This is a genomic window from Pseudomonas sp. 910_23, from assembly GCF_052850795.1.
Genome location: NZ_VXCZ01000002.1, coordinates 140,097 through 152,618 on the forward strand (window position 1 = coordinate 140,097; position 12,522 = coordinate 152,618).

At 60.5% G+C, this 12,522-nt stretch carries 10 protein-coding genes and 1 pseudogene; 10 read left to right on the plus strand and 1 reads right to left on the minus strand.

Annotated features, from left to right (window positions below):
* Positions 1-2: 2 nt before the first annotated feature.
* The 3 genes from rpmE (at position 3) to FW800_RS02840 (ending at position 2,508) form a co-directional block, all read left to right on the plus strand.
* The gene (gene rpmE / locus FW800_RS02830) at positions 3-236 is read left to right on the plus strand and encodes a 50S ribosomal protein L31 (protein ID WP_005784030.1); all 234 of its coding nucleotides are present in this window, start codon (positions 3-5) and stop codon (positions 234-236) included.
* Between the two features lie 14 nt (positions 237-250).
* Positions 251-1,057 carry a thermonuclease family protein gene (locus FW800_RS02835; protein WP_446436923.1) on the plus strand — a complete coding sequence of 269 codons (807 nt, stop codon included), beginning with the start codon at positions 251-253 and terminating at the stop codon, positions 1,055-1,057.
* Positions 1,058-1,239: 182 nt separating this feature from the next.
* A complete protein-coding gene (locus FW800_RS02840; protein ID WP_005784034.1) occupies positions 1,240-2,508 on the plus strand; it encodes a malic enzyme-like NAD(P)-binding protein in 1,269 nt (422 codons plus the stop codon).
* Between the two features lie 207 nt (positions 2,509-2,715).
* Here FW800_RS02840 and FW800_RS02845 read toward each other — a convergent pair whose 3' ends face one another.
* The gene (locus tag FW800_RS02845; RefSeq protein WP_446437009.1) at positions 2,716-5,178 is read right to left on the minus strand and encodes a penicillin-binding protein 1A; all 2,463 of its coding nucleotides are present in this window, start codon (positions 5,176-5,178) and stop codon (positions 2,716-2,718) included.
* Between the two features lie 233 nt (positions 5,179-5,411).
* On the opposite strand from FW800_RS02845, the gene pilM reads away from it, so the two are divergent.
* From pilM to FW800_RS02880, 7 genes and pseudogenes are all read left to right on the plus strand, one after another.
* The gene (gene pilM, locus FW800_RS02850; protein WP_446436924.1) at positions 5,412-6,068 is read left to right on the plus strand and encodes a type IV pilus assembly protein PilM; all 657 of its coding nucleotides are present in this window, start codon (positions 5,412-5,414) and stop codon (positions 6,066-6,068) included.
* Positions 6,065-6,619 carry a PilN domain-containing protein gene (locus FW800_RS02855; RefSeq protein ID WP_446436925.1) on the plus strand — a complete coding sequence of 185 codons (555 nt, stop codon included), beginning with the start codon at positions 6,065-6,067 and terminating at the stop codon, positions 6,617-6,619. Before pilM ends, FW800_RS02855 begins: the two co-directional genes overlap by 4 nt.
* Positions 6,616-7,587 carry a pilus assembly protein PilP gene (locus FW800_RS02860; protein WP_446436926.1) on the plus strand — a complete coding sequence of 324 codons (972 nt, stop codon included), beginning with the start codon at positions 6,616-6,618 and terminating at the stop codon, positions 7,585-7,587. Before FW800_RS02855 ends, FW800_RS02860 begins: the two co-directional genes overlap by 4 nt.
* Before the next feature lie 138 nt (positions 7,588-7,725).
* Positions 7,726-8,982, plus strand: a pseudogene (locus tag FW800_RS02865) (type IV pilus secretin PilQ); the annotation flags it as partial.
* 4 nt (positions 8,983-8,986) lie between these two features.
* Positions 8,987-9,505: a shikimate kinase AroK gene (gene aroK / locus FW800_RS02870; protein WP_005784043.1), complete on the plus strand. Its 519-nt coding sequence runs from the start codon at positions 8,987-8,989 to the stop codon at positions 9,503-9,505.
* 125 nt (positions 9,506-9,630) lie between these two features.
* A complete protein-coding gene (aroB, locus tag FW800_RS02875; protein ID WP_446436927.1) occupies positions 9,631-10,731 on the plus strand; it encodes a 3-dehydroquinate synthase in 1,101 nt (366 codons plus the stop codon).
* 10 nt (positions 10,732-10,741) lie between these two features.
* Positions 10,742-12,313 carry an SPOR domain-containing protein gene (locus FW800_RS02880; protein ID WP_005784047.1) on the plus strand — a complete coding sequence of 524 codons (1,572 nt, stop codon included), beginning with the start codon at positions 10,742-10,744 and terminating at the stop codon, positions 12,311-12,313.
* Positions 12,314-12,522: the final 209 nt, after the last annotated feature.

The window sequence follows — 12,522 nt, forward strand, 5'->3', positions numbered from 1 at the left end:
CCATGAAAGCCGATATCCATCCAGCGTACGAAACCATCGAAGTTACCTGCAGCTGCGGCAACAAGTTCGAAACTCGTTCGAACCTGTGCAAGCCACTGGGTACTGACGTATGCAACGAGTGCCACCCGTTCTACACCGGTAAGCAGAAAACTCTGGACACCGGCGGCCGTGTACAGCGCTTCGCAGATCGCTTTGGTGCTTTCGGCAAGAAGCCTGCTGCTACTCCAGCAGAGTAAGGCTCAAAAGCCTTATGGGCTTTTGCCAGCTGTTGAAAAAGGCGTCCCTTGTGGGCGCCTTTTTTGTGTCCGGGATTTGGCTGGCAACCGCCCAGGCCGCGGTATTCTGCCCCGCACCAGCTTCCATGGCGCGGGTAGAAGTGCAGCGCGTGGTGGACGGCGACACCGTGCGCCTCAAGGATGGCCGCAGCGTGCGGATGATCGGCCTCAATGCGCCGGAAACCGGCAAGAAGGGTCGTACTGACGAGCCGTTTGCCGTCGCCGCCCGCCAGCGTCTACAAGCGTTGGTGCAGGCCAGTGATGGGCGTGTCGGTTTGGTGCCTGGCCGCGAGGGCAAGGATCATTACGGCCGCACCCTGGCCCACCTCTACGGCGCCAATGGCGAGAACCTGGAAGCGCAATTGCTCGCCGAGGGCTTGGGCTTCCAGGTGGGGGTGGCGCCGAATGTAGACCTCGCCACCTGCCAGCAGGCGGCGGAAAACAGCGCCCGCCAGGCGCGCCTGGGGCTGTGGCGCCAATCGCCGGTGCAAACGGTGGCACAACTCAAGCGCTCCGGGTTTGCGCTGGTAACTGGCCGGGTCAGCAAGATCGAGCGCAATCGCGGTGGCATCTGGATTGAAATCCAGGGTTCACTGGTATTACGTATTGCCCCCGAACTGATCAGTCAGTTCGATCCGGCCATGCTCAATGGTCTGCAAGGTCGCACTATTGAAGCGCGCGGCTGGGTGCAGGATCGCTCCCGCCGTGGTGGTTTGAAAAGAGGTCAATCACGCTGGCTCCTGCCAATAACCGATCCCGGCATGCTGAAATCGACGCTTTGAATAAAAAATTGTAGACATTTTTAATTCCGATTGTGAACAGTTGAGCCCTTGTATCCCGTGGCTCTTGGCCAAAAGTCGTAGCCCAGGGCCCTTGACACCTGTGACTGCCCAGTCTTGTAGGGACTTTGCGACACGCGTATCCTCGGCGGTCCGTCGACCAACAGTAAAAGCGGAATGCCGATATGTCTGATTTGAAAACTGCCGCTCTCGAATACCATGCCCATCCTCGTCCAGGAAAGCTGAGTGTAGAGCTCACCAAAGCCACTGCCACTGCTCGCGACCTGTCGCTGGCCTACAGCCCTGGTGTTGCCGAGCCCGTACGTGAAATCGCCCGTGACCCAGAACTGGCGTACAAGTACACCGGCAAGGGCAACCTGGTTGCAGTGATTTCCGATGGCACCGCGATCCTTGGCCTGGGTAACCTCGGCCCATTGGCTTCCAAGCCAGTCATGGAAGGTAAAGGCGTGCTGTTCAAGCGCTTTGCCGGCATCGACGTTTTCGACATCGAAGTCGATTCCGAGAGCCCGCAGGCTTTCATCGACACGGTCAAGCGCATTTCCATCACCTTCGGTGGCATCAACCTGGAAGACATCAAGGCACCTGAGTGCTTCGAGATCGAAAAGGCCCTGATCGAACAGTGCGACATCCCGGTATTCCACGATGACCAGCACGGCACCGCGATCGTTACCGCGGCCGGCATGATCAACGCCCTGGAAATCGCTGGCAAAACCCTGGGTGAGGCGAAGATCGTCTGCCTGGGCGCCGGTGCTGCGGCCATTTCCTGCATGAAGCTGATCATCAGCATGGGCGCCAAGCTGGAAAACATCTACATGGTCGACAGCAAGGGCGTGATCCAGTCCGAGCGTACCGACCTGAACCAGTACAAGGCGATGTTCGCCCACCCGTCCTCCAAGCGCACCCTGGCTGACGCCCTCGACGGTGCCGACGTGTTCGTCGGCCTGTCCGGCCCGAACCTGCTGAGCGCCGAAGGCCTGAAATCCATGGCGCCGAACCCGATCGTGTTCGCCTGCTCCAACCCGGATCCGGAAATCTCGCCTGAGCTGGCTCACGCCACCCGTAGCGACGTGATCATGGCTACCGGCCGTTCGGACTACCCGAACCAGGTCAACAACGTACTGGGCTTCCCGTTCATCTTCCGTGGTGCCCTGGACGTTCGCGCCAAGCGCATCAACGAAGAAATGAAAGTAGCAGCTGCCAACGCCCTGCGTGAACTGGCCAAGCTGCCGGTGCCTCAGGATGTGTGCGACGCCTACGGTGGTGCCAAGCTGGAATTCGGTCGTGAGTACATCATTCCAAAACCAATGGATAAGCGCCTGATCACCCTGATCTCCGATGCCGTGGCCAAGGCCGCGATCGAGACCGGTGTAGCAACCCTGCCGTATCCAAAGAACTACCCGCTGCAAAGCGTGGATGATGTGTTCAACGGCTAAGCCGTTATAGCGCACCAACAAAAAGCCCCGGCTCGAATGAGTCGGGGCTTTTTTTATGGCAATTCTCTTGAAGCCTATAGAGGTCAAATGTGGGAGGGGGCTTGCTCCCGATGGCGGTGTATCAGTCGCCATATTCATTGACTGACAGTCCGCCATCGGGAGCAAGCCCCCTCCCACATTTGGATCTATGTTGCGTCTTGGATCGGGTCAGAACAAATCGATCGGCGCGCCTTCATCCGCCGGTAGCGGGCTGCCCGGCACCACGCCATTGCCCAACTCGTTAACTGACGGCGGCGTGTCTTCGCTCTTGAACAGCTCGAAGTACGCATTCGGCGTGCTCGGCGACGCGGCGCGGCCACTCACCGGGTCGATGCGCAGGCTCAGGATGCCTTCCGGTTCAGGCTGGGTGTGCAGCGGCTTGTCCTTGAGCGCGGCGCCCATGTAGCTCATCCAGATCGGCAGTGCGACGGTACCGCCAAACTCACGGCGGCCCAGGCTTTCCGGCTGGTCGTAGCCAGTCCACACCGTGGTCACGTAGTCGCCGTTGTAGCCGGAGAACCAGGCATCCTTGGACTCGTTGGTGGTACCGGTTTTACCCGCGATATCCGCACGGCCCAGGGCCAGTGCGCGGCGTCCGGTGCCCTTCTTGATCACGTCCTGCAGGATGCTGTTGAGGATATAGGTGGTGCGGCCATCCACGATGCGCTCGGCAACCGCTGGCGCTTGCGGCTCGGTCGTTGCGGGAGCGTTTGCGGCCGGCGCTGTGCCTGGCGTGGGCTCGATGGTAATGCCGCCGTTACCCGGTGCTGCGAGACCATCGGTTGCCGCCACACCATTGACCACATCACCGGGCACCCGTGGTGGGTTGGCGGTGAACAGGGTGTCGCCATTGCGGCTTTCGATCTTGTCGATCAGGTACGGCGCGATCTTGTAGCCGCCGTTGGCAAAGGTGCTCCAGCCGGTGGCGATTTCCATCGGCGTAAGGGTTGCGGTACCCAGCGCCAGGGACAGGTTGGGCGGCAAGTCCGACTTGGCGAAGCCGAAGCGCGTCATGTAGTCGATGGTCTTGCCCACGCCCATGGCCTGCAGCAGGCGGATCGACACCAGGTTGCGAGACTTGTACAACGCCTCGCGAATGCGGATCGGGCCGAGGAAGGTGTTGGTGTCGTTCTTCGGCCGCCAGACCTTGTCCAGGTATTCATCGACAAACACGATCGGTGCGTCGTTGACCAGGCTGGCGGCGGTGTAGCCGTTGTCCAGTGCGGCGCTGTAGACGAATGGCTTGAAACTTGAACCCGGCTGGCGCTTGGCCTGTATCGCACGGTTGTAGTTGCTCTGCTCAAAGGCGAAACCGCCGACCAGTGCGCGGATTGCGCCGTTCTGCGGATCGAGGGATACCAGGGCGCCTTGGGCGACCGGCACCTGGCTGAACTTGAGGCTGTCATCCTTCTGGCGTTGCACGCGGATCAAATCACCCACCTTGGCCACGTCGGACGGCTGCTTGGGCATCGGCCCCATGCTGTTGGTGTTCAGGAACGGGCGCGCCCATTTCATGCTGTCCCACGCCACGTGGGCTTCACCGGCGCGGGTCAGCACTTGAATGCCGTCTTTGGTCACCTCGGTGACGATGGCCGGCTCCAGGCCGCTGATCGAGCGCTGTTTGCCCAGTTCGGTGGTCCAGGCACTCAGGGTCTTGCCCGGCAGGCGCGACTCGGGGCCGCGGTAGCCGTGACGTTGATCATAGGTGATCAAGCCTTCGTGTACGGAGTGGTTGGCGATTTCCTGCAAGTTGCTCGGAACCGTCGTGGTCACGCGAAAGCCTTCGGTGTAGGCATCGCTGCCATAACGGCCAACCATTTCGGCGCGGGCCATTTCGGCGATGTACGGTGCATTCACTTCCGGCGTCGGCACGTGATAGCTGGCGTTCAGCGGCTCGGCCACGGCGCTTTCATAAGCGGCCTGATCGATCTTGCCCAGCTTGTACATGCGCCCCAGGATCCAGTCGCGACGTTCTTTACTGCGCGCCGGGTTGGCCAGCGGGTTGAAGCGCGACGGCGCCTTGGGCAGGCCGGCGATCATGGCCATCTGCGCCAGGCTGGCGTCACGAATCGATTTGCCATAGTAGACCTGGGAGGCGGCCTCAATGCCGTAGGCGCGGTTGCCCAGGTAGATCTTGTTGACGTACAGCTCGAGGATTTCGTCCTTGGTCAGTTGGCGTTCAATCTGTAGCGCCAGCAGGATCTCGGTGGCTTTACGCGAAAAGCTGCGCTCGCTGGTGAGGAAGAAGTTCTTCGCCACCTGCATGGTGATGGTGCTGCCGCCGGATTGAATGTGTCCGCTCTTTACCAACTGCGTGGCCGCACGCACCAGGCTGCTGGGGTCGACGCCGTAGTGGTTGGCAAAATTGTCGTCTTCTGCCGACAGCAATGCACTGATGAAATTGGGCGGAATGTCGGCGAAACGGATCGGTGTGCGGCGCATTTCGCCGAACTCCGCGATCAGTTTTTCGTCGCTGCTGTAGACCCGCAAAGGAATCTGCAACTGGATACTTCTGAGGGCCTCTACGGAGGGCAAACCCGGACTAAGGTAGAGGTAGGCCCCGCTGAGTACGAGCAGCAGCCCGCAGACGATCGCGACAATGGAGTACCCGAAAAACTTCAGCAGACGAATCAAGGCTTTTGGATTTCCAGAGAAAAGAATGAGTTACGCGTCGGGGATGCATGGCAAACGATGGATCGACCCGGGCAGCAGATAAAAAAGCGGGAAAAAACGCTGGGCATTAAAGCATTTTTCAGCTTGGGGCGTCATTCGCGTGCCTCGAACAAGCCGACCGAATGCAGGGTGCCTGGCAGCAATCAAGCGAGATGACAGCCGGTATGACAGGGAAAGTTTTGGGGAGTTTTATGGGAAAGGGATTTTTCAGGCGAAAAGCCGACATCGTCTTGGGTGTCGACATCAATGACAGCGGTATCAAGCTGATCGAGCTGGGCCGTTCATCGGGTGGTTTCAGTGTCCAGGGCTATGCCACCCAGGCGCTGCCCGCCCATGCGGTCGTCGATGGCGCCTTGCTGGACGTCGAGGGCGTGGGGCGAGCCTTGCAACAAGCGTTATCCTGCCTGCGCACTTCGGCTCGACACGCCGCTGTGGCAGTGGCGGGCCCTTCGGTAATCACGCGGTTGATCGAGATGGATGCGGGCCTGCGCGACGAAGAAATGGCCTGGAAGATCCAGATGGAAGCCGACCAGTTCATTCCTTATCCATTGGATGAGGTGGCGATCGACTTTCAGGTCCAGGGTCCATCGGCCCAAGGGCCGCAGTGGGTTGACGTCATGTTGGCGGCCTGTCTGCGCGAGCAGGTCCAGGCGCGAGTGGCGGTTTTAGCCCTGGCGGGGCTGGTGCCGCGGGTGGTCGATGTCGAAGGGTTTGCATTGGAGCGCGCTTGCCGTCAGGATTTTGCCAGCTTCACGCCGGGTCATCGAGTCGATGGTGCACAATGGGCCGTGGATGCCCAAGGGATGGGAGTGGCTTGCGGGTTGGCCCTGAGGAGTTTCGCTGGATGACACGAATCAATCTTTTGCCTTGGCGTCAGGCGCTGGCAGAGCGCAAGCGCAGGTATTTCATGGTGCTATTGCTGGCATTTGCCTGCCTGGCGCTGGCGACCGTGTGGCTGGCTGACCAGGTGATCGACCAGGCGATAGATCGGCAAGTGAGCCGCAATAGCCGCTTGGGTGAGGAGGTGGCTACCCAGGATTCGCGGATCAGGACCATCGACGATCTGCAGGAGCGAAGCCAGCAACTGGCCGAACGCATGAAGGTGGTGCAGGACCTGCACGACGCCCGCTCTTCCGGCGCCCGACTGTTCGAGCAATTGGCTCGTGCAATGCCTGAAGGTGTCCATCTGCATGAGGTGGTCGCAAACGGTGACACCATCAGCATTCGCGGCACGGCTGAAAGCAACCAGGACATTGCCCGGTTGATGCAGCAGCTCAAGCAGTCATCCCAGGGCTCCAGCTCGACTCGTCTGCAGCGCGTGCAGGCTGATGGAGCGCGCGGCGAAAGTGAGTTTCAACTGATGGTGCGCCAAGGGGAATCCAGCGAGGCGCAACCATGAGCCTGCCCAGGCTCGATTTTTCCACGCTCTTCTACAACGCTGCTAAATGGCCCTTGCCTGGCAAGGTCCTGCTTGGCTGTGGGCTGGCCGGTCTGGTGCTGCTGATAGGAGAGGCTGCGTACCTGAGCTCGTCACGTGAGCGATTGCACGGGTTTGAGGCGCGGGAGCAAACGCTACAGCAGCAGTTGGCGGAAAAAGCTGAACTGGCCTCCAGCCTTGAGGCGCGCACCGATCAGTTCAGGGCAATGGAGGACAAGGTCACAGGCCTTCTACGTCAATTGCCCGGCCAGTCAGAGGTGCCGGCCTTGCTTGAAGACATCGCCCGATTGGCGATTGCCAATGGAGTATGGGTCGAGGGCATCACGGTGTTGGATGAAGAGCCTCGTCAGCTCTATATCGAGCAACCCATGCAAATCGGCGTCACCGGGGGCTACCACGACTTGGCAGCATTCGTCGGCGCCCTGGGTGGGTTACCGCGCGTCGTCACCGTGCAGGATGTTGCACTGGGGCATGACGGCGCCTTGCTGCGTCTGAACATGCTGGCAAAGACCTATCGGCGTACCACGCAAAGCGCCAAGGCCCGCGAAGCGTTCGACCCGGCCCAGCCATTGGTCTACACCCCATCGTTTGTGCGCGACCCGTTTCAGCCGCCCGGTTTGCAAGTAACTCGCGTGCCGGGGCGACCGGCCCTTGCGCCGGATCTCGCTCGGCCACGGGGGCTGCTGGAAGGCATGAACATCGATCAGTTCAAAATGGTCGGCACGCTGTCGTTGGGGGCGCAGGCTTTTGCCCTGCTGCGTGCCGGATCCAGGGTGCACCGGCTGACGATTGGTGATTACCTGGGGCCGGATCATGGCCAGGTCACGGCCATTCAAGAGGGGTCTATCCACTTGGTCGAACGGTTTCCCGATGAACAGGGCGGCTGGCTCGAACGCCCGCGAACCCTTGTGTTGAACGTCAACTCATAACGGAATCAAACAATGAAAAGGACTTTCTCGTCCTTCGGTGTGGCGCTATGGATAGCGTTCACGGCACCGATGGCTGCTGCTGTGCCCAATCGCCTGGACCTGATCCACCTGCCGCCGCCCGACAGTGCAGCGTCGGTCAGCTATACAGGCACCCGGCTGAACCTGAATTTCCAGGACATCGACCTGCGGGCGGTCTTGCAGCAAATCGCCGATGTCGCCGGGCTCAACCTGGTGACCAGTGATGAAGTGCAGGGCTCAATTACCCTGCGGCTCAAGGATGTGCCTTGGGATCAGGCGCTGGATCTGGTGCTGCAAACCAAAGGTCTGGATAAGCGCGTGAAAGCCGGTGTGTTGCTGGTGGCACCTGCGGATGAGTTGGCCGCTCGCGAACTGCTGGCGCTGGAGTCGCGCAAGCAGATGGCGGAACTGGCACCGCTGCGTCGGGAGCTGCTGCAGGTCAACTATGCCAAGGCGGCGGACCTGGCCAAGCTGTTTCAGTCGGTCACAGGTTTTGAAGGCGCCACGGATGAGCGCGGCTCGGTGGCGGTGGATGATCGCACCAACAACATCATCGCCTACCAGACCGGCGAACGGCTCGAAGAGCTGAGGCGTATCGTGGCGCAACTGGATATTCCCGTCCGCCAAGTGATGATCGAGGCGCGAATTGTCGAGGCCAATGTCGACTACGACAAAAGCCTGGGCGTGCGCTGGGGTGGGCGGCTCAGTCATGGCAGGGGAAGTGTCGGAGGTATTTCCAAGCCCGTGGCAGACGGCGCCGAACCGCCGCAAAACCCGCCCAGCTCCCCGTTTGTCGACTTGGGTTCGCTGACCGGCACCTCGGGTCTGGGCGTGGCCTACATCACCGACAATCTACTGCTGGACCTTGAGCTGACAGCCATGGAGAAAACCGGCAACGGCGAAATCGTCTCGCAGCCCAAGGTGGTCACGTCCGACAAGGAGACGGCACGCATCCTCAAGGGCACCGAAATTCCCTATCAAGAGTCCACCTCCCAGGGCGCTACCTCGGTGTCGTTCAAGGAGGCTTCGCTTTCGCTGGAGGTCACGCCGCAAATCACCCCCGACGACCACGTGATCATGGCGGTCAAGGTCACCAAGGATGAGCCCGATTACTTGAACAGGCTCAATGATGTACCGCCGATCAAGAAAAACGAGGTCAACGCCAAGGTGCTGGTCAGGGATGGCGAGACCATCGTCATCGGTGGGGTTTTCTCCAATACCCAAAGCAAAGTGGTAGATAAAGTGCCATTTTTGGGCGATGTGCCGTATCTTGGCCGCCTTTTCCGGCGCGATGTGCTGGCGGAGAAAAAATCCGAGCTGCTGGTATTCCTGACTCCGCGTATCATGAATAACCAGGCGATTGCTGTGAGTCGTTGATTCTGTGCGAAATTTGATTCTTGTAGGGCCGATGGGGGCTGGAAAGAGCACCATCGGCCGTTTGCTGGCCAAAGAGCTGCGCCTGCCGTTCAAAGATTCCGACAAGGAAATTGAATTGCGCACGGGTGCCAATATCCCATGGATCTTCGATAAAGAAGGCGAGCTGGGCTTTCGTGACCGCGAGCAGGCGATGATTGCCGAGCTGTGTGGCTGCGATGGCGTGGTATTGGCGACCGGCGGTGGCGCCGTCATGCGCGACGAAAACCGTCGAGCGCTGTATGCCGGTGGTCGGGTAGTGTATTTGCATGCCTCGGTCGAGCAGCAGGTGGGCCGCACCGCCCGCGATCGCAATCGCCCGTTGCTGCGCACGGCGAACCCGGAAAAAACCCTGCGGGACCTGCTGGCGCTGCGCGATCCGCTGTATCGGGAAATCGCCGATCTGGTGGTGGAAACCGATGAGCGACCCCCTCGGATGGTGGTGCTCGATATTCTGGAGCGCCTGCAGCGGTTGCCACCCCGTTAAAGCCTGGCCCGAAATGCGCTATTCTCGGCGGCGCGCCATAACCTTGTGAGGTTTGGCGTAGAGCCATCAGGTGATGTCGGATTGCGACATTGCCGGTCGTCAATACATCTTCAACGCGGGGAAACATGCAGACACTTAAGGTCGATCTAGGCGAGCGCAGCTACCCGATCCACATTGGCGAAGGTCTGTTGGACCAGCCCGAACTGCTCGCGCCGCATATTGCCGGTCGGCAGGTGGCGATCATCTCCAACGAAACGGTTGCGCCCCTGTATCTTGAGCGTTTGAGCCGCAGCCTTGCGGCGTATTCGGTGATTTCCGTGGTGTTGCCCGACGGCGAAGCCCACAAGAACTGGGAAACCCTGCAACTGATCTTTGATGGCCTGCTGACTGCGCGCCATGACCGTCGAACCACCGTGGTTGCCCTGGGCGGCGGTGTGATCGGCGACATGGCCGGTTTTGCTGCAGCCTGCTACCAGCGTGGCGTGGACTTTATCCAGGTGCCGACCACCCTGTTGTCCCAGGTCGATTCTTCGGTGGGCGGCAAAACCGGTATCAATCACCCGCTGGGCAAGAACATGGTCGGTGCGTTCTACCAGCCACAGGCCGTGCTGATCGACACCGCTACCCTCAACACACTGCCACCTCGCGAGTTGTCGGCGGGCCTGGCGGAAGTCATCAAGTACGGGCTGATCTGTGACGAGCCCTTCCTGAGCTGGCTTGAAGAACATGTAGATGCCCTGCGCGCACTCGACCAGGTGGCCTTGACCGAAGCGATTTCCCGCTCCTGCGCCGCCAAGGCGCTGGTGGTCAATGCCGACGAACGGGAGTCCGGCGTGCGCGCTACCCTGAACCTGGGCCACACCTTCGGCCATGCGATCGAAACGCACATGGGCTATGGTGTGTGGCTGCATGGGGAAGCCGTAGCGGCTGGCACGGTGATGGCGTTGGAGATGTCGCAACGCCTGGGCTGGATCAGCCCCCAGGAGCGTGATCGCGGTATCCGCCTGTTCCAGCGCGCCGGCTTACCGGTCATCCCTCCCACAGAGATGACCGAGGCAGATTTTCTCGAACATATGGCAATAGACAAGAAAGTGATCGACGGTCGACTGCGACTGGTACTGCTGCGCCACATGGGCGAGGCGGTGGTGACCGACGATTATCCGAAAGAGATTTTACAGGCCACGCTGGGAGCGGATTACCGCGCCCTGGCCCAGCTTAAAGGTTAATAAGATCCCGATGACTAGTTTGCATGCCGACGAGGCGTTCCTCGGCCATTATCACTTGAGCCATGACCCTTTTGCTCCACGGGTACCTGGTTTCAAATTCTTCCCTGCGCAGCGCAAGCCGGTATTGGGGCAACTGCATCATCTGGCGCGCTACAGCCAGTTGCTGCTGGTGGTCACGGGACCGTTGGGCAGTGGCAAGACCTTGCTGCGCCAGGCGCTGGTCGCCAGCACCAACAAGCAATCGGTGCAGAGCGTGGTGGTATCGGCCCGTGGCGCCGGTGACGCAGCGGGTGTACTGCGCCAGGTTGCGCAGGCCCTGGACGTATCCAACGCCGAGCCGAACGCGATTCTCAAACAGGTGGTGCAACTGGGCCTGACCGGCCAGGAAGTCTACCTGCTGGTCGACGACGCCGAGCAGCTTGACGAATCCGCGCTGGAAGCGCTGTTGGCGCTGGCCGCGGGCACGCCGGAAGGCCGCCCGCATGTGTTCCTGTTTGGCGAGTCGTCGTTGATCGCCGATCTGGAGCAGATCAGCGGTGAGCAAGAGCTGTTCCACGTCATCGAATTGCAGCCGTACGAAGAGGAAGAAACCCGCGAATACCTGGCTCAGCGCCTCGAGGGTGCAGGGGCCGGTATCGAACTTTTCTCCGCTGCGCAGATCTCTGATATTCACGAAAGCTCCGATGGCTGGCCTGGAAACATCAACCAGGTTGCCCGCGATGCAATGATCGAAGCCATGATTGCCAGCCGCTCTGCGGTCAAGCGTCCAAAGATGGGGTTCACTATGCCTAAGAAGCACGTATTGGCTATTTCCGCCGTTGTCGTGGTCGCTGTAGCCGCCGCCTGGTTGATCCCGGGTCGCAACAAGGCACCGACAACAACCGGCGCGCCAACTGAGCAGGCGCAGTTGCCACTGGGCAAGCCCACGCCAAATGTCGAATTCGCCAACTCCGGCCAACCAACCAATCTGCCTATGGTCGGCCAGCCTGTAATGCGCGGCCCGCTGGCTGAAGAAGCCGGTGGCATCTCCGAAGGCGACGACGGCGTGCCGGTGGAAGGCTCCAGCGCCACGCCGCCGACCGTGACCACCACCGCGCCACCAGCGGGCGTACCGGCCGGCACGCCAGCAACCCCAGTAGCGCCTGCCGCACCGGTTGCGCCAGTTGCCAAGCCGACCCCGGCGCCGACAGTAGCGACAGCCAAGCCCGCAGCACCAGTTGCCAAGCCGGCACCGGCACCCGCGGCCAAGCCTGCTGAAAAACCTGCCGCTACCGTGGCCAAGGCCGGCGCCGCTGGCAGCAGCTGGTACAGCAGCCAGCCTACCGGCAATTTCGTGGTGCAGATCCTCGGCACCAGCTCTGAGGCCAATGCCCAGGCGTTCGTCAAGGAGCAGGGCGGCCAGTACCGTTATTTCAAGAAAGTGCTCAACGGCAAGCCTCTCTACGTGATCACCTACGGCAGCTTCCCAAGCCGCGCCGCAGCCGATTCTGCCATCAAGGCCTTGCCAGCGAAGGTTCAGGCTGGTAAACCTTGGCCTCGCACTGTTGCCAGCGTTCAACAAGAACTGGCAGCAACTCGCTGAAGATCCGGCGGCCTTACCCAGGCCGCCCTCCCGGCACCTCAAAAAACAATCGCAAGGCGTGCAGTCCCCCGCAAGGACCGCGCGCTTTGTGGTGTCTGCGCCACAGTAGCTTTTGAGTCGTAGCGGTCAGAATTAAAAAAGTTTTGACTAGCACAGCATATCGCTTTAAACCTTTCATAAATGCGACATAGATTTGCGACATTTCGTCG

Coding starts and splice junctions, on each gene's coding strand:
- FW800_RS02840 (WP_005784034.1), top strand. CDS start 1,240: ATGTCTGATTTGAAAACTGCCGCTCTCGAATACCATGCCCATCCTCGT.
- FW800_RS02855 (WP_446436925.1), top strand. CDS start 6,065: ATGACACGAATCAATCTTTTGCCTTGGCGTCAGGCGCTGGCAGAGCGC.
- FW800_RS02835 (WP_446436923.1), top strand. CDS start 251: ATGGGCTTTTGCCAGCTGTTGAAAAAGGCGTCCCTTGTGGGCGCCTTT.
- pilM (WP_446436924.1), top strand. CDS start 5,412: ATGGGAAAGGGATTTTTCAGGCGAAAAGCCGACATCGTCTTGGGTGTC.
- rpmE (WP_005784030.1), top strand. CDS start 3: ATGAAAGCCGATATCCATCCAGCGTACGAAACCATCGAAGTTACCTGC.
- FW800_RS02880 (WP_005784047.1), top strand. CDS start 10,742: ATGACTAGTTTGCATGCCGACGAGGCGTTCCTCGGCCATTATCACTTG.
- FW800_RS02860 (WP_446436926.1), top strand. CDS start 6,616: ATGAGCCTGCCCAGGCTCGATTTTTCCACGCTCTTCTACAACGCTGCT.
- aroB (WP_446436927.1), top strand. CDS start 9,631: ATGCAGACACTTAAGGTCGATCTAGGCGAGCGCAGCTACCCGATCCAC.